Source organism: Planctobacterium sp. AWM4_229 (assembly GCF_056160305.1).
In genome coordinates this window covers 426,317-443,558 of sequence record NZ_JBSWWX010000003.1, presented here as the reverse complement: position 1 = coordinate 443,558, position 17,242 = coordinate 426,317, and the positions used below count along the sequence as shown (strand labels likewise).

Here is a 17,242-nt window from a genome sequence, read left to right as displayed (position 1 = left end):
TTCACAACTCAAAATTCATCCCAAACTTCAGCGTGCTCTGCTACCGTCCAGATTTTGGCTTTTAAGGCATCCAGTGAGATAGGTTTTGACAGATAGTCCGTCATTCCCGCAGCGAGACATTTCTCTTTATCTCCCTTCATGGCATTTGCGGTTAAGGCAATGATAGGCACATCAAGATAGCGCTCCCCTGCCTCGCCTTCTCTTATCTTCCGCGTAGCTTCAAAGCCATCCATTACCGGCATTTGACAATCCATTAATACGTAGTCGTAGCGCACTGCAGAGTTACTCAGTTTTTCTATAGCCTCAAGGCCATTGTTGGCAACTTCCACAGACTGATTAAGCTCCTGCAGCATATAAATGGCTATGTCTTGATTGATGGGGTTATCCTCCACCAATAATGCTCGTTTATCGGATATATCAATCTGCTGGCTAATACCGGGGGCATCGTCAGCAAGAATGCTTTCTATACCCAAGACAGCATTTTTAAAATTGATGGGGGTTATAGGTTTAACACACCTGTCTACTTCGAATGGCAGTGCCGCTCTGGAAGACTTGGTCGCGGCAATAGAACTGAGCAATACTACTTGATCACCACTATCATTTGCGGTTTTGAGTATGTCAACCGTTTGCTCGGTTATGGCCATTTCATCTACCAGGATCAGCAGACCAGAATCACTCTGTGCAAGCTCTCTGACTTTTGCCAGTGCTTTTTCCAGCATGGCTGGTTTTGCCGCTAAAACTTTGCCATTGAGAGAACTTATATACTCCAGTAAAAATGGGGTTTTGACTTTATCGTGAAGATAAATGACTCGCTCATAAAGTAACGATAAGTCCAATCCTTCTTCAGGTGATTTTGCCATTGATAAGGGCATATCAATGATAAACCTACTGCCTTTGCCAATTTCGCTTTCTACGCGGATGTCTCCGCCCATCATCTGGCACAACTTTTTGGAAATAGACAACCCAAGGCCTGTTCCGCCAAATTTGCGCGTGGTACTGGCATCGGCCTGTGTGAAAGGGTCAAAAAGCGTTTTCAATTTGTCTTCGGGGATCCCTATGCCACTATCTTGTATAGTAATTGTAAACATGGCATTGCCATCGACTGCTTCACTGCTCGCAATAACGTAAACGTCACCGTCGTCTGTGAATTTATTGGCATTGCCTAAAATATTGGTTAACACCTGCCGTATCCTGCCGGGATCACCGACAACCCAATCGTGTTTTAATTGGTGAGCAGCCATTGCCAATTGATTGTTCTTATTGACGGCAGTAACGGCCATTGCTTCGGTGACATCACTGAGCAGCTTCACCATATCAAACTCAATGTTTTCGAATTCTATTTTACCGGCATCCACCTTGGAAAAGTCTAGGATATCGTTAATCAAACTAATTAGTGATTCCGCGCTTGAGCGCGCCACTCTCAACCTGCTTATTTGCTCTTGATTCAGTGGGGTGAGCTCTAATAATTCCAGCATGCCCAGCACGCCATTCATCGGTGTTCGAATCTCATGACTCATGGTGGCGAGAAACTCAGACTTGGTTTTATTTGCTTGTTGCGCTTCTTTTAAAGCGATTTTAAGTTCGCTGGTTTGTTCAAAAACCACATCCTCAAGGCTGCGATTAAGCTCCTCAAGTTCCTTGTTAGCCAATACCGCTTTTTTGCTGACGGTTTCCAATTCCTCTAAACTGTTTTGCAATTTAATGGCAAATCGTCTGACGATTGGCACAATTCGCTGGAACTCTTCGACGTTAGAGCTGGTCTTTATGTCCTTCAGACTTTGAAAATCGCCCGAGTCACTGATCTTTGCCAGCGCACGCGAAAAGCCAACAATAGGTTGACTGATTAATCGCGCGAGTTTTTCCACCCCCCAGAAACACAATAGCAATACCAGGGCTAAGATAGACAAAGACCACACCAAATCCATCGCGATCTTTTGATCGTAATGACTGCGAGGCAAAATGCTGATCACTCGCCATCCAGCACCTTCTACCAGACTGCTCTCCGCCAATTGATAGGCACCATTTTCATTGACGAAGGAATAAAATGGACGGTTTTCAAGAAAGTCCAGAATAGCAGAACCCGCAACATTTTTTAGAAAGGGATACTGCTCTTTGTCAGAGGCAAAAATCACCCGTGACCTGCCATCCAGAATAAGTAGTTCCTGCTCCGAATTCATTTTCTTTCTGTCTAAACTGGCAAAGCGGTTTAAATTTAGAGATGCTTCAGCTATACCCACAAACCCAGAGTCATCTGATTTAGGCACCGATAACGCGACAATAGGATCATTCCCAAACCCCCGCCCTTGAAACACATCCGACACATAGGGTTGATTTGTTCGTTTCACTTCATAAAAATATGGTCGGTCAGCGACACTAAACGCTTCATCATTTTTAGACACCGTTGCCATCAACGATTCGGGATAAGTCGCTTTAATATCGCCTTGTGCATCAGTTGCCAATAACGTCAGGATATCTGGGTAATTCACACCGAGATGGTTCAAAGATGAAAACCATTGGCTGTTATCGTTATGATTAAACTTTGCCGCCAGTTGCAAGGCTTTAACATGTTCATTGAGATAATCTTGTAGATCCGAAGCAGCGATCTCACTTTCCAGGCGCAGCTCTTCTTGTAAGAAAGTCAATGATTCTGACTGATAACGCTTTAACCAATAAAACGTATTGAGCAGCAAGCCACTAGTTAGAGATATGAATATTGCAATGGCGATAATGCGACTAAAGTTGATTGTTTCTCGCCAGCTGCTAACGATATAGGGGCGGCATAAGTAAGCCAGGATATAACCAAACATGACATTCACTACGCCATTAACCACATACTTAACCGTGATGGCGAATTTAGTGATGGCGAAATAATCGCTAAAACTAAAATACTGTATGGCGACAATCACCCAGCCAATGGATAACCAGTATCGGATACCGTACAGAAAGGCGTTTTTGTTTTTCTCCCTGGCCCAGGCCGTAATGCAAACTTCACCGATAAAGGGCAATAAAACATAGAAGTGTTGCCAGTTAAGCCAGGTAACGGCCCCTGATATAATACAAGCCAGCAGGCCATAACGCAGACCTAATAACAGGGTTAGTGCAACCACAATAATATTGCCGAGAATAAGCTGAGAGCCAGTGAAAAAATCGATAGGAAAATAGTTGGCGATTGCCGCCAGCAGTGTGCCGAAGCAGAAAACAATAGTGTGGTTAATGGTGGAATTTCTTTTCACGGCCAGGAATACTCGGTGTCCATTAAGCTCTCGTTAGCAAAATAACACAATGCATCCCGCCTGATAAACCTCAGTCCCCTCATTCTTTAGTCTAAATGGGTTTTCGAATCAGGTTAAGAGAGTTTATCAACCAATCTCTGGCTTCTTCGATATGGTTAAAATAACGGGTGTTTTGTTTCGCTAATTCCGGCGTACGTTGTTTGAGTATAGACTCCGTGACGACATCATCTATTACAATGGCTTTGGCAATTATCGGCTGGCCGCTCAGCCACAAGTTGTATTGTTGTAACACTTCATACGCCTCGGGCGTGCCACCTTCTACCTTGGTATCGTCAACCAGCATCGCAAAAGGCTTATCCTTTAAGGAAATCACCAGCGACTTTACTTGCTCACAATACTTGAGGATACCTTCCTTATTAAAAGTTCCTGAAAGCTTAACCTCGATAATATCGCCATTCAACGTTACCTTGGATTTTCCATGTGCCATGCCCAAATCGTTTTCTTCGCCATAAAAAAAGCCTCAATTAGCGAGGCTTTATATCAAATAATGCAAATAGCTTAAACTTATTGCTGCAACATTTTAGACACCATCTGTGTACACTGGTTAAAGTTCATATATCTTGGTACGGGGTAAAGATAGTGAGCCTCTTTCAAAGCGCCTTTTGCAATAGCCGGAATATCCTCTTGCTTGAGTTTATCAAGGGTAACCGGAATACCAATTTTCTGATTAAGTTCTTTCACTGAATCTACAAACTTGCGTGCCAACGCTTGCTCGTTGTCTGAATCACTGCCCAAACCAGTCGCTTTGGCTAACTGGGCTAAACGCTCGCTCGCCGCAGGTAAGGAGTAATCGAGTACTTTCGGTAATACAATCGCATTAGCAAGGCCGTGTGGAGTGTGATAAAAAGCGCCAAATTGATGGGCGATAGCATGAACATAACCTAGATTGGCTTTGGTAAATGCCGCCCCCGCATAAAATGAAGCCAGCGCCATTGCCTCTCGAGCTTCAAGGTTTGCACCATCTTCGTATGCTACAGGCAAATACTTCATGATCATTTTTACCGCACTCAATGCATAAACATCCGTATCTGGTGCAGCGTGTCGAGAAATGTAGGATTCAATTGCATGGGTAAGTGCGTCCATCCCAGTAGCCGCGGTTATGTGCGGTGGTAACCCTGTCATTAGATCAGGATCCAGTGAAGCTGCTACGGGCACTAACTTTGGATCGATTACCGGTGTTTTTTGATTGGTATCTGGATCCGATACCACCGCAGCAATCGTGGTTTCAGATCCCGTTCCAGCCGTGGTGGGAATCGTAAAAATAGGAACCGGGGGATTTTTGACTTTTAGTACGCCTACCAATTTTTTTATACTTACCGCGTTAGTCATTCTGGCCGCTATCACTTTGGCGGCATCTAAAGACGAGCCTCCACCAAAGCCCAAGACTGCATCACAATGCTCATCCTGTCCCAGCGTGACACCATCCTCCACAATTTGATAGCCCGGATCCGGTACCACTTTATCAAAAACCACATAACCAATATTGAGCTCTTCTAGCTGCTTTTTGACCGCATCCAGTAAGCCCATCTTGGACAGCATTTCATCAGTGACAATCAATATTCGCGTGACGCCCATAAATTTAAGGGATTCACACAACTTTAATGAAGAGCCCGAACCAGAATAAATCGTAGGTTTCGGGGCTGGGATAAAGACAGTGACAAGTTTTAACATCACCATGACAAACTTGTAGAGTACAACGCGTAGGGCAAAAGGCATGATTAATCGCTTCATTGTGGTTATATAGCGCTTAAGTTAGCAGACATTGCATTCCCTGGACAATGCTTGAAACAACAATTTTCAAACTATTGTTTAAAACTGCTGTATCAAACCATGAATACGTATCCAGAGTTCGGTTAAGACATCCTGTTTACCGAGTTCCTTCTTTTCAAAATGCGCAAATTATTTTTCATGTTTTCATTTGACGATTTAAATTTTCTTACCTAGCTTTTACCCGAAGGTAATTTTCTTCACTGCGGAACATAAGCATTTTTATTACCTTCAATGTCACACTGAGCCGCAGTCGTTAGCCGTGCAGTGTAATCTAGTGTAATTGTGGCAATGAACGCTCCATAGCTAACATTCCACGGTAAGACTTCTGCCAAAAGGAAATCCCTGATGAAAGTGCAATATAAGGTTCCCGCGTTAACCCCAAATGAAATCGCCACGATAGATAAAATCAACAAAGATGAACAAACCTACGGTGGCGGTAAGGCTCTGAAAATTTTGCAACAAACACTGCAAACCGCCGCAGAAGTCGAACTCGCTACTATCCCCATTTACCTGGGTGCTTATTACACAATCAATCGCACTCCCGGGAAAGACAATCCAGGATTACCCCATGCCTTTCCCAAAACGGATTTAAGCCGCTACGCTAATGAGGCTGGTGCCTTGATCATGAGTGTCGCCGTGGAAGAAATGCTGCACATGTCACTGGCCTGCAACGTCCTGTTCGCTGTGAGTAATGAGCCACCACTACTATACAAGCATGCGCCTGATAGTTATCCCGCGGCACTACCCGGCCACAGAGCAAATCAGGCAGATAACCCAAAAGATAATAGCCGCAATCAACCTATTCCTCTTGCGGGTTTTTCCTTTGATCAACTGAGTCACTTTTTAGCCATTGAGTACCCTGAAACCGCCGATGCTATGCCTGAAAGTGATGACTGGGATACCATAGGTCAGATCTATTCCTATGTACGCTGTCTCATTGAATCAAACTGGATTTCAGACAACGATTTCAATAAAGCCAATAATAACGGTCAGCAACTATCCTCAGGAGAATATTCTCCAAATAACATTGATACGGTTTACGCCAAAAGCGGTTTTAATTATCAAAACCCCATTCCCGCAGAGCAACCGGGTTCTGCGGCAGCCGTAGCAGGTTATGGCAGTGACGAAGACAGCCATGTGGGTCAAACCCAATTAATGCAAATAATCGATAAGAAAACCGCTATCCAGGCAATCACGACTATTTGCTTTCAGGGAGAAGGCTTTGCCCAAAGTAAATATGATGATGACAGTGGCGAAGAGCTTTCTCATTATTATAAATTTTTGACCTTGTTAAGTCAGTTGGAAGGCTACACCGATGTGTATAAAGAGATGGGGAAGCTTGGATTTAACAATGTGGCTCCCTCGCCTGAGGCACCCAATCAACCGGCGGAACAATTTAGTGCAAAAGACCTTGCTAAGTTCGTCTACTCTACCCCTGTTAATCCGAAGGTTAAACAGTTCGGTGGTGAAGGCCGACAAGATCTCGTCAATATTGCCGATGCCCTGTTTCAATACATGCTGGTCATGACTGAAACCATTTATAAAATACCAGCTCAAAAACAAAAGATATACTTTTACCGCACCATGCACCAATCCATGATTTGGGTGATGGATAAACTGTTTCAGGCGATGCGCGAAGTTTCTTCAGAAGACGGCAAATACAGTCTTTGCCCAACCTTCTCCAATATTGACTTGGGTGCAAGGGATGAGGCTTATGGCACTATGTGCCAAATGGTCATTAACTTTCAACAGGTTTATTGGAATGCCAGTGATACTAAAGCCAGCTGGATGAATAGTGACATCGAAAGTTACCTCAATGATATACTCAACTTACCAGATGTGAGCCAATACTGGCGCGCAACAGGCTGCACTGAAGAGCCGATTTATCTCTCCACGCCAGATGATTTACAAGGACTTGGCAGCAACGCTGATACACCATCGCCTGCCACCCCTATGGTGTACGCAGGCCCCTTCGCCGGAACGCCATTGTGGCCGCAAAACCCACCAAGTAGCGCAGAGCTACCTGAAGGTGCCGTAAGGCATGCTTGCATGGGCCTTAACAGTTGTAAAAATCAGGGTAGAACGCTAAGCAACGACTGTGCAGGGCAAGGTTATTGCTCAACGGCACAAGCCTATAACCCGGCCAATCCCTTTGAAGGCAACAGCTATGATCACACTTGTCACGTGAAAAATGATTGTCGCAATCAAGGGGGCTGCGGCTTATATGGAACTGAAGCAGAATTGGCAGAACCAGGACACAACGATTGCCAATCGCAAGGCTCCTGCGCAACGCCAATTAATGCAGAGCGCTTTCTCACTGACGGTGACAATCGCGGTAAAAGTGTTTGGATGCAAGCACGCGAAGTGTTTAAAGAAAAAGTGTGGCCAGATTTAAGGGCACAAAACCCAGATTTACCCGCTGAACTACCAAAGGTAAAAGGCCCATACAGTAATCCAAACCTATTTGCCCAAGGGCCAACCATAGGTTGGATAGAGTATGACAACGACGGTGCAGGTATGACCGCCTGTGGCGCGAGTGGTATGAGTGGTGCGGGGAGTTGCGCTTAGTGAAAGGCGCGACCGTTGAGCATTTACCAAAACTGGGGCTGGGCGTAGGCCTGCGCTCCAGTCACTTCAACCACATAACTCAGCATTGGCCAGATGTGGACTGGTTTGAAGCGATTTCAGAAAACTTCATGGATTCTGGTGGACGTCCCGGATATGTGCTCAAGCAAATTGCCGAACGGTACCCGGTGGTACTGCACGGCGTATCCATGTCTATCGGTAGCAGCGATCCATTAAATCTGACTTATCTGAAAAAGTTAAAAAAACTAGCTAATGAGGTCAATGCCGTTTGGGTCAGTGACCATTTGTGCTGGACTGGCACGCTAGGCATTAACAGCCATGACCTTTTACCAGTGCCGTTAAATGAAGACTCCCTCAAATATATTACTCAAAGAGTTTTGCAGGTGCAGGATATGCTTGAAAGACCGCTAATCCTTGAAAACCCAAGCACCTATTTGCGCTTCAAAGATTCGACGATGAGTGAGCCGGACTTTTTACGGGCGCTAACCGAGCAAACGGGATGCGGATTACTTCTGGATGTGAATAACGTTTACGTAAGTTGTTTTAATGCCGGAAACTCAGCACTAGAATACTTATCCGCTTTTCCATTTGAACGTGTTGTGCAACTCCACCTTGCAGGTCACCAACACTGTGGTACGCATATCATAGATACACACGACAAACCGGTTTCAGCTCAGGTTTGGGAATTGTTTCGTTACGCATGGCAACAAACACAAGGGACCTCTACCCTCTTAGAATGGGATGGCGATGTGCCCGGGTTTGAGGTTGTGCATAATGAAATCAACAAAGCGAAAGCCTTCATGCAAGGCGAGATCAGAGAAGATTGCTTGTCTGATACCAGCTCAGTGTCCGAGAGTGCTCTCTCCAACCCAGTGGATTTTCTGGTAGAGGAAATCAGAACACAAAGTCACTACGAAGCTTCATAGGTAGGATGTGAACTCAAATAACTCCACAGTGAATTCTGCGTTACAGCAGTGGATGCTAAAAGCACTCATTCATCCAGATGCCAATTCTCCTGGTGAAACAGAACGTCTAATAGCCTCAGGGGCCAATTTAAGCCCGGCTCAATGTTTGGGTATTTATCAAAATGGTTACATTACCCGATTAACAAAATGTCTTGCTGAGCAATTTCCAGCCCTCAATACCGCATTAGGTGAATCATTGTTCCAGCAATTCGCCCAACTGTTTTTAAAAGAGTACCCCTCCAATAGCTACACGCTTTACGATTTAGGAAAACGCTTTTCATTGTTTCTGGAAGCGAATCGACCAGATAAGGAGCAAACGGAAAAGGAAAGCTGGATTGACTTTATGGTGGAACTGGCCAGATATGAACAGTTGCACTTTAGCTTATTTGACGCCCCCGGACATGAAGGAAAAGACTGGCCAGCAGAAGATACACCAGACGAAAAGCTGATTTTGCAACCCTGCCTGGCATTAGCCCATTACCAATATCCGGTAGGTTGGTACTATCACAACTGCAAACAAGCCCCTGATTGTGCTTTTCCGGCTAAAGAACACTCCTGGGTTGTACTTGTGCGGAAAGACTTCTATGTAACAACTTATCCGCTTACCCAAGTCCATTTTGAATTTCTGCAAAAGTTTCAGGAATCAAGTTCAATATCAGACTCCTTAAAGCATATCAGTCGATTGACCGGAGAACCTTACGGCAAAGTTTATCAATCGTGGCAAAGTGAAGTAAAAGTGCGCTGGTTAAAATCAGGCTTTTTTATTGCAAAATAGCGGCTACCAATAAAACTGAGCAATTACTTCAGGAAGACAATGAGTCCTTTATTTTCTATTAAAGTGACTCTTGAACCACTATATATGAAGCGATAGTCGCTGGATTACAGAAAGCGAGTTACCAGCGTTTAAAAAGTTTCAGAAATAGCTCTTTTCTTGCTACCGAATAACTCATTGGGAGCGCTTTAACCCCCATACAGTAGACTTGCCATGATAAGGCAACTTTGCCTGGCACTGATAACATTAATGGAGTTTTGATCAGCAACACGAAGCCTACGTGTACAAGGCTGAGTGGCTCATAGAAAAGTGCTTTAAGGTAATTGTTTAGCGCAGTGCCAACAGATAGGGTTTTAATATATTCGCGATAGAGCACTTCATCTTGTTTTGTTTCATCCATGACTGCCATAACTTTCGCCCCCGCTACAACTTACGAGCACCAATATTAGCTCGCTTTGTTAAGGATTGCACTAGCAATTAGGGATAACTGTACTTTTTAAAGCCTGTACATGAGATATTTATTTGATTTTAAAGAATAAATATTGCGTAACAATTTGTACTCAGGACATGGATATTTTGTTTCACAAGGACCCAGTTATGGTTGGGCAACAACATCAATGATTTTTATTTGTATTGAAAACTTACCTGTTAAATTAGACTGCTTGCAGCTGCTCTACAAAAAATCTTTCGTAATCAATGCGATAAGTTCGAGCAGAGGTGGGCTCTGAAATTTCTTCGGAACGATGTAAACCAAGATCAATATATTTTTTGGCCAAAAAATGGTTGGAACGCGTAGAGTAAAAAGCCGTGACTTTGGGTCTGAAAACCATATCACTATTGAGGTCCGTGATTACCGCAATTTTTTCACTTTTTAATTTTACCAGTGAACCTATAGGGTAAACACCTATGCACTTAATAAACTTGCACACTAATTCCCTGTCATACTTAGACTCAGAGTACTTAAGCAACAATTTTAAGGCGTTGGCGGCCAGAATGGGCCTCTTATGAGCACGCTCAGAAACCATAGCATCATAAGCATCAACAATCGCTAGCATGCGACTGTATAAATTGATTTTTTCGCCATGTAACCCCAGGGGATAACCTGAACCATCCATGCGTTCATGGTGAGATCGTATGGTATCAAGCACCGTTTCGTTGACTTCTTTAAACGGGCACAATAAAGCGACTGAAACTTTAACGTGCTGCTGCACCACTTTTTGCTCTGCCGCGCTTAACTTGCCTTCTTTGTTTATGATCTTAGAGGGAATTTTCACCATACCAACATCGTGCAATAAACCGGCTAGTGTAAGGTCCTGAACAAGTTTTGAATCAAAGCCCATTGCTTTGGCAAAAGCCGCCATCAACACCCCACAATTTACGGAGTGCTCATATAAATAACTGCCCTTTTCTCGCATCTGAGTCATGCACAATAAAGCGTTAGCATTGCGATCAAGTGAGTCGCTGACAGCAGATACAATTTTCTGGGTAGCGTTGAGGTTGTATTCAAGGCCTTTATCGATTGCAGAGAAAAGACGTTTTTGAATATTTTTGGCGTTTTTATATAAAGATGATGCCCGTTTGATTTCTAGTTTGAAATCGACAGGACCATTTGAAGCTGTTTGAGGCTCTGAATCTTCCACCTCATCATTGGCTACATAGGAATTGTTTTGGCGAATACATTTGCTGGTATCAACCACCACTTCCAAAATGCCTTTGTCTTTGAGCCACTGTACAACACTGGCACTTTTGATGGTGCCCTGACTGGTTATTTTCAGATTGCCAGTTTGGCGAACAACAGCCTCTACAAACATACCGGTTTGTAGATCATCTATGCTGACTTTCTGAAAATGTGACATAACCCAAAATCCTTGATGGCTTTTCAAGGCATTATGGGACAGCTAATCAGTCAGTCAACGGGCCAAAATCGGGGAAAAAAAAGATGATCTTAAATGACTGGAGACACATGAAACATCATGAAAAAATGCAGATAAAAACACACATTTCAAATAAGATTTAATGCTTTAATTCAATGACTTAGATAATTCATCAAGCAATCCGGCGATTAATTTGCAAGATGCTCACCTAAAATACTGATGCTCAGTACGATTGTTGGTTTCAGGGAAATTCATCAATCTTCATAAAATCAGAAATAATCACCACTAAAGCGGCCGTTGTAGTAATGGATGCCGCAACACTGATTAGACAATCAGCACTTGTTTTATTTAGTGATGGCTTGTTTGGCTTTCGCCCAAGGATCTGCCGTCGCGGTGTGATGTGAGGATTTGCTCTGCTTCGTTTTCGCACCTTTGCTTTTGAGATACAGGCTTTCCACCTTTTCTCGCGCCCAAGGCGTACGGCGCAAAAAGGTAAGACTGGACTTGATACTGGGATTACTTTTAAAACAATTAATATTGATGCGAGCACTTAAGCCATCCCAGCCCAAAGACTGATGCAACTCTTCTAACATCATCTTTAGCGTAACCCCATGTAACGGGTCATTACTGCTCATTGTTATCCTCAATATTCACTCTGCTTTTGGCATTTTCCCAAACACTGCTGTAATCTTTTACCACCGTGTTTTCAGCTGGTTCTTCTTGACCTTCTGTTGCATTTTTCTTTTCCTGATTCGACCATTTAACACGGATGCGTTGGCCATCTATCTCAGTGGCATTAAGCGCTGCTATCGCTTTATCCGTTGCGTCAGCATCTGCCATCTCAACAAAGCCAAAGCCTTTGGTTTGGCCAGTCACCTTATCCATGACCAGGTCACACTTGCTAATCTCACCATAGGGCGTGAACAGAGCTTCTAACTCAGCCTCTGTAAAAGTTTTTGGCAAATTACGTATCAATATACTCACGCTTTAATTCCGGATAACGAACACAATGACCAATGATAGCAGTTTTGTCGTTGGTTAGTGAGAGCAATACTTGCAGCCCATGCAATTATTTGCCGAAATATTAAACAATAATTCGCTTTTATGTGCTGACTCCTGTATTCTCCCCGGCCCTTCGCACGTTGCGACGGTACCAAAACAATTTTGGTTCATTTACCTTGGTTAGATACTTATATAATGACATTTGATTCACTGGCACTTTGCCCCCCGCTCCTCTCAGCTCTCAAGCAACACGGTTATAAAACGCCTTCAGAAATTCAGCAACAGGCTATTCCTGCGGTATTGGAAGGCAAAGATGTGATGGCAGCGGCTCAAACCGGAACGGGAAAAACGGCGGCATTTACCTTGCCTTTATTGCACAATTTATCCCGCAGTAAAAAGCGTGCCAGCCACAATCAGGTGAGAGCCTTGGTACTTACACCAACGCGCGAGCTCGCCGCCCAGGTTGCCGACAATGTCATGAAATACGGTAAGCAACTGGACTTGAACTACAACGTCGTGTTCGGCGGCGTTAAAATTAATCCGCAAATGATGAAGTTGCGCAAAGGTACAGACGTGCTTATCGCAACACCGGGCCGTTTACTGGACCTTTATCAACAAAATGCCATCAAGTTTCAACAACTAGAAACCCTGGTGTTAGATGAAGCGGACCGCATGCTGGATATGGGTTTCATTCACGATATTAAAAAGATACTGGCGTTACTGCCTAAGAAACGTCAAAACCTGTTGTTTTCAGCCACCTTTTCCAAAGAAATCCGAGAGCTGGCAAAACGCCTGGTGAATAACCCCGTTGAAGTGTCTGTCGCGGCAGAAAACTCTACTGTAGACAGAATCGAACAATGTGTTCACCCGGTGGACAAAAACAAAAAAACACGGTTATTGGTACACTTGGTAAAAAGTGAAAACTGGTTTCAGGTGCTGGTATTCTGCCGTACCAAGCACGGTGCTAACCGCCTGACCACTGATCTGGTGAAAAAAGGCATTCCAGCAGCGGCTATCCACGGTAACAAGAGCCAGGGCGCAAGAACCAAAGCGCTGGCCCAGTTTAAAGACAACAAAATACAAGTCTTGGTGGCCACCGATATCGCCGCCCGAGGTATTGATATCGCTGAGTTACCTCACGTGGTTAATTACGACCTACCTAATGTCTGTGAAGACTATGTGCACCGCATTGGCAGAACCGGACGCGCCGGTAAAAACGGTCGCGCTATCTCTTTCGTGTGCCATGCTGAAAACGACCAACTGCACGCCATTGAGCGCTTCATTAAACTAAGAATACCGAAGCAAGTGATAGAAGGCTTCGAGCCCGGCCAAGCGTTACCTGCCAGTCCTTCGAAAAATACCAAACCTAATGGGAAAAATGGCAATCAGGCAGCTAAAGCCTCACCTTCAGCGAGAAAACGCCGCCGCCCGAATAAGGCTAAGACTGAAACCGGTGGAAATAAACAGGGCAATAACAGTCCGTGGCAGAAAAAGCCGAAACAGGACAATCGAACCAGTCCCTCGCAAGCTCGATAAAAATAAGTCTTATAACTTCAAATCCCCAAGAGGCCCTAAAATCAATCGATTCGGGCCTTTTTACTATTTTCAATTCAAAGAATTTTTTGCAGCGCTAAAAGAATGGATAAAAGAGCTTAACGGCATTTAATTTGACTTTGACCCCATTTATTTTTGACCCCATTTATTTTTATTTCCAAATCCCAAAGAGGCCCGAAATCAATCGATTCGGGCCTTTTTATTATTGTTCTTTATAATGCAAAGAATTTTTTGCAGCGCTAAAAGAATGGGTAAAAGATTTTAACGGCATTTAATTTAACGCTGACCTCATTTAGTTTTATTTGGCTAGTCAGCCTTTAACAAAAAGTATCCTGTCAAACGTGCATTTTGCCCCCAGTTACCCTCGCCAAAGCAAGTAGTAATTTGTTCACCAACATAATAAAGATAAACATTTCTATTACTAGCAAAAGCTAACAACGCCATTGATTCGTCGGAATTTGTCGGTAAACTTAACCAATTACTGGTATTGCCATCAGGCAACTTTAAGCGAATTGAAAATGTCTGAAATGTATCCCATTTGTATATATCTTGAATTGTCCCGGAGCACCCCACATCTGCATGAGTAAAGCCTGAAAAAAACAATAAAAACAGTGCTGTCAAATTTAGTTTTTTCATTAAATTTCCTTGTTATATGATTTTAATAATTTAAAAGGGCTCTGACCCTGAGGTGTCCCCACTGCCGGAAACGTTCTCAAGACTTCTTGATGTTACACACATTGTGACGCTTGAAACGAAAGAAATTATAGCGGAATAATTGGGGTCAAAGCCGATTTAAATGATGTTATAGATGTTCAAAAACAAGAAATGCAAAAGAAAAATATTGGTGCGTCTACCCTGACTCGAACAGGGGACCTCTACCATGTCAAGATAACGGCTTAAATTATCGAAACATCTATATAAAACAATACTTTACTGCGGTATTTCCTGTTTGAAAATTTATGGAAACTTGCGCATTTCGGGAAAATAAAGAATAGGCAAATCAATAACTTGGAAATTCAAACTACTGTATATTGGGACGCTTAATAGTCTACTTTAACCATTAATTTTTCTTACCCGATCCTTTCTTTTCTCAACCCAATGTCTAATTGTTGCATCTGACCGGATTGTGTATTTTTCACGCAGGCTGGCAAGAGGTGAAGTATGCCAAGAGGATTGAAAACAACTGACAAAAAGTTAATTGCTATCTGTAGTGCATTAGGCTCTCTGAGAAAGGATAACAACCTAACTCAACAAGAACTAGCGGATTATTTGGGATGGGACCGGTCAGATATCAGCGCGATAGAAAATGCGTATGCGAGCCATGTTGATTTTTTAAAGCTGAAAACAGTCTTTGCCTGGTGGGGAGAAACACGGCATAAGGCCAAGCCGCAAACCCAAGCCTCTTTCAAGGCATCTATTAATCATTATTTTGGGTTTTAGCGTTACCATTCACCCGGCTTAGGACGAGTCCCTATAGCATTCCAATCCGTTCCTCTCGGCTTTGTGGCAGTGTCATGACTATCAGGTCTTGGTCCAGTGGGCCGCTCTCCAGCCAACATAAAACATACAGTCACAACGGATACAAAGTAAACTAAGTATTTCATTTAAAGATATCCTTTCTTATTTGCTTGATAAGTGTACTTCTTGACGCTATTTTTTACCTACTTATCGCATAAAGTCAACACAGGACATGGATATGAAACGTTTAGCTTTACTATCATTGCTGGCACTTCCAGCGGTTGCCAATGCCTCAATCGAGGACTTGCTGGCCAAGATAACGATTAAAGATGAGATAGTCGGTGATGATTACGACAGAGATTCACATTTTGGGGATTGGACCGATGAGGATAACGATGGCTTTAGTACCAGGCAGGAAGTATTAGAACAGGAATCTCTAATACCGGTAACCTATGATGGTGATAAGGTTGTGAGTGGTTTCTGGTATGACCCATTTACCGGAAAAAATTTCACCTACCCTAATCGTCCGGGCTCTAAATATGCCGTTCTCCAGATAGACCACATCGTTCCTTTAAAAGAAGCGTGGCAATCTGGAGCCAAAGATTGGACCAAAGCACAGCGAGTTAAGTTTGCCAACGACATGACTAATTACGGCCATCTTATCGCGGTTCGCGGCGGCACTAATGCCAGCAAAGGCTTTAAAGACCCTGCTGAGTGGATGCCACCCAATGAACAATTTCACTGTGCCTACGTGATAACATGGACAGGCATTAAGGCTGAATGGGGGTTATCTATGGATAAGAAGGAGCATGATTTTATTCTGGATACATTGAGCAGCTGTTCGTTTGAGAGATAAGGAAGGTAAATGGATCGGCTGCAGATAAGGAAAAGGCAAAACCTAATGAAATGCTTGTACGAGCTATTTAGAACAATAAGCGCTGGATTTTCAGTCGCAGCAATTGTACAGTTCATTTTTCGTACAGAGCCTGTTTCATCGGCAGCTATCGGAGCCTTGATTTTTTTGATAGTGCTTTTTGGGTTTCTTGGGTTTGCATATACAGAACGTCTAGCCTATTACGAGGAAAAGTTAGAAACTTATGGCAATTGAATATTTTATTTTCTTTACTTCGGTAGGGTTAGGTGGCCTAGTATTCTATTTTTATGACAAGTTCATTTTCTCTAAAACGCTGGAACAACACCAAAGCGCCCGCAAAATAGAAGATAGTGATATATCAGACAAAAGAGAATCGTCAGTATCACCTTCAGAGCTTTCCGAAGTTGAACTTATTGAAGCACAGATAGAAAAATTGAAAACTCTTAATAGAAACACTGACGAAACACAATTGGCATATCTAAGAAGTGTTAGCGACAGCAATATTGAGCACTTTCGGGCTATTCAACGGGCATTGTCAATTAGGCCAACCAGAACAATGGTGGACGAGATAGAAGCTCATCCCGAAAGTAAATCATCAGGTGACAGTAAAGAAGCCGAAGTGTAGTGTACCAATACCGCCTCGCCTACTCAGCAAGTCACAAAATACACTCTCAGCATTCCAGGGAGACTTGCGCTGTACAACTCAATAAATCAAATTGGGAGCATTTCTACTGGATGGGGTTTATTGAACTTGAAGAAGCATTGGCTACCCAAACCGAAAACAGTTTCTTTGCCTGCTTCAAAGGCGGCGGCGCGTACAAATTAGAAAGCGCCGGAATGTTTGACTGGATTGAAACTGGTAAAAATAGTAGTCTCGTTGGATATTGTGTAGGAAATAAAGTTAAAGGTGTGCTTAAAGACGGTAAACCGTGGCTCGTTGAGTTGAACGACTTACCCCTTTTTGTGCGCGACCCAAACTATGAGCCGCCTACAGCGAACAATGTCGTTAATCTGTTTAAGGGTAACTGAATGAGAAAATCGACAAGCTGGGATAAGTTTCAGGACTGGTGGTATGCCTACGGGTGGATAGTGCT

At 43.4% G+C, this 17,242-nt stretch carries 17 protein-coding genes; 8 read left to right on the top strand and 9 right to left on the bottom strand.

The genetic code is table 11. The annotated features are described in order from the left end of the window. Nucleotides 1-8: 8 nt before the first annotated feature. From ACXAGP_RS08465 to ACXAGP_RS08455, 3 genes are all read right to left on the bottom strand, one after another. Nucleotides 9-3,233: an ATP-binding protein gene (locus tag ACXAGP_RS08465; protein ID WP_475260756.1), complete on the bottom strand. Its 3,225-nt coding sequence runs from the start codon at nt 3,231-3,233 to the stop codon at nt 9-11. A gap of 91 nt (nt 3,234-3,324) precedes the next feature. Further along, nucleotides 3,325-3,720, bottom strand: coding sequence for a SpoIIAA family protein (locus ACXAGP_RS08460; RefSeq protein ID WP_475260755.1), 396 nt, complete (start codon nt 3,718-3,720; stop codon nt 3,325-3,327). Nucleotides 3,721-3,797: 77 nt separating this feature from the next. After that, on the bottom strand, nt 3,798-5,024 hold the full coding sequence (locus ACXAGP_RS08455; RefSeq protein WP_475260754.1) for an iron-containing alcohol dehydrogenase: 1,227 nt from the start codon (nt 5,022-5,024) through the stop codon (nt 3,798-3,800). A 384-nt stretch (nt 5,025-5,408) separates the two neighbouring features. Here ACXAGP_RS08455 and ACXAGP_RS08450 point away from each other — a divergent pair, with 384 nt between their 5' ends. Genes ACXAGP_RS08450 through ACXAGP_RS08440 form a run of 3 tightly spaced genes read left to right on the top strand, consistent with a single transcriptional unit; the run spans nt 5,409 to nt 9,389 of the window. Then, a complete protein-coding gene (locus ACXAGP_RS08450) occupies nt 5,409-7,631 on the top strand; it encodes a ferritin-like domain-containing protein (RefSeq protein WP_475260753.1) in 2,223 nt (740 codons plus the stop codon). Beyond that, nucleotides 7,631-8,575, top strand: coding sequence for an MNIO family bufferin maturase (gene bufB / locus ACXAGP_RS08445; RefSeq protein WP_475260752.1), 945 nt, complete (start codon nt 7,631-7,633; stop codon nt 8,573-8,575). Before ACXAGP_RS08450 ends, bufB begins: the two co-directional genes overlap by 1 nt. Before the next feature lie 7 nt (nt 8,576-8,582). Next, nucleotides 8,583-9,389, top strand: a complete 807-nt coding sequence (locus ACXAGP_RS08440; protein WP_475260751.1) for an HvfC/BufC family peptide modification chaperone — start codon at nt 8,583-8,585, stop codon at nt 9,387-9,389. A gap of 118 nt (nt 9,390-9,507) precedes the next feature. On the opposite strand, the gene ACXAGP_RS08435 is transcribed toward ACXAGP_RS08440, so the two are convergent. The 4 genes from ACXAGP_RS08435 to ACXAGP_RS08420 all read right to left on the bottom strand — a co-directional run bounded on the left by ACXAGP_RS08435 (nt 9,508) and on the right by ACXAGP_RS08420 (nt 12,244). Then, nucleotides 9,508-9,795 (bottom strand): hypothetical protein, encoded by a 288-nt coding sequence (locus ACXAGP_RS08435; protein ID WP_475260750.1) that lies wholly within the window; start codon nt 9,793-9,795, stop codon nt 9,508-9,510. Nucleotides 9,796-10,039: 244 nt separating this feature from the next. Next, entirely contained in the window at nt 10,040-11,242 is a 1,203-nt protein-coding gene (locus tag ACXAGP_RS08430; protein WP_475260748.1) for an HD-GYP domain-containing protein, read from the bottom strand. A 362-nt stretch (nt 11,243-11,604) separates the two neighbouring features. Then, on the bottom strand, nt 11,605-11,895 hold the full coding sequence (locus ACXAGP_RS08425) for a VF530 family protein (RefSeq protein WP_475260746.1): 291 nt from the start codon (nt 11,893-11,895) through the stop codon (nt 11,605-11,607). After that, entirely contained in the window at nt 11,885-12,244 is a 360-nt protein-coding gene (locus ACXAGP_RS08420) for an RNA recognition motif domain-containing protein (RefSeq protein WP_475260745.1), read from the bottom strand. The genes ACXAGP_RS08425 and ACXAGP_RS08420 overlap by 11 nt, the downstream gene beginning before the upstream one ends. A gap of 213 nt (nt 12,245-12,457) precedes the next feature. On the opposite strand from ACXAGP_RS08420, the gene ACXAGP_RS08415 reads away from it, so the two are divergent. Further along, on the top strand, nt 12,458-13,798 hold the full coding sequence (locus tag ACXAGP_RS08415) for a DEAD/DEAH box helicase (RefSeq protein WP_475260743.1): 1,341 nt from the start codon (nt 12,458-12,460) through the stop codon (nt 13,796-13,798). Between the two features lie 324 nt (nt 13,799-14,122). Here the strand turns inward: ACXAGP_RS08415 and ACXAGP_RS08410 are convergent, their stop codons facing one another. Continuing rightward, nucleotides 14,123-14,452 (bottom strand): hypothetical protein, encoded by a 330-nt coding sequence (locus tag ACXAGP_RS08410; RefSeq protein WP_475260742.1) that lies wholly within the window; start codon nt 14,450-14,452, stop codon nt 14,123-14,125. 525 nt (nt 14,453-14,977) lie between these two features. Here ACXAGP_RS08410 and ACXAGP_RS08405 point away from each other — a divergent pair. Next, nucleotides 14,978-15,256, top strand: coding sequence for a helix-turn-helix domain-containing protein (locus ACXAGP_RS08405; RefSeq protein ID WP_475260741.1), 279 nt, complete (start codon nt 14,978-14,980; stop codon nt 15,254-15,256). 2 nt (nt 15,257-15,258) lie between these two features. Here ACXAGP_RS08405 and ACXAGP_RS08400 read toward each other — a convergent pair whose 3' ends face one another. Further along, nucleotides 15,259-15,420 carry a hypothetical protein gene (locus ACXAGP_RS08400; RefSeq protein WP_475260740.1) on the bottom strand — a complete coding sequence of 54 codons (162 nt, stop codon included), beginning with the start codon at nt 15,418-15,420 and terminating at the stop codon, nt 15,259-15,261. A gap of 92 nt (nt 15,421-15,512) precedes the next feature. Between ACXAGP_RS08400 and ACXAGP_RS08395 the strand changes: the two genes are divergently transcribed. The 3 genes from ACXAGP_RS08395 (at nt 15,513) to ACXAGP_RS08385 (ending at nt 17,177) form a co-directional block, all read left to right on the top strand. Beyond that, nucleotides 15,513-16,130: an HNH endonuclease family protein gene (locus ACXAGP_RS08395; RefSeq protein WP_475260739.1), complete on the top strand. Its 618-nt coding sequence runs from the start codon at nt 15,513-15,515 to the stop codon at nt 16,128-16,130. Nucleotides 16,131-16,371: 241 nt separating this feature from the next. After that, nucleotides 16,372-16,773, top strand: a complete 402-nt coding sequence (locus ACXAGP_RS08390; RefSeq protein ID WP_475260738.1) for a hypothetical protein — start codon at nt 16,372-16,374, stop codon at nt 16,771-16,773. A gap of 110 nt (nt 16,774-16,883) precedes the next feature. Further along, nucleotides 16,884-17,177, top strand: coding sequence for a hypothetical protein (locus tag ACXAGP_RS08385; RefSeq protein ID WP_475260737.1), 294 nt, complete (start codon nt 16,884-16,886; stop codon nt 17,175-17,177). Nucleotides 17,178-17,242: the final 65 nt, after the last annotated feature.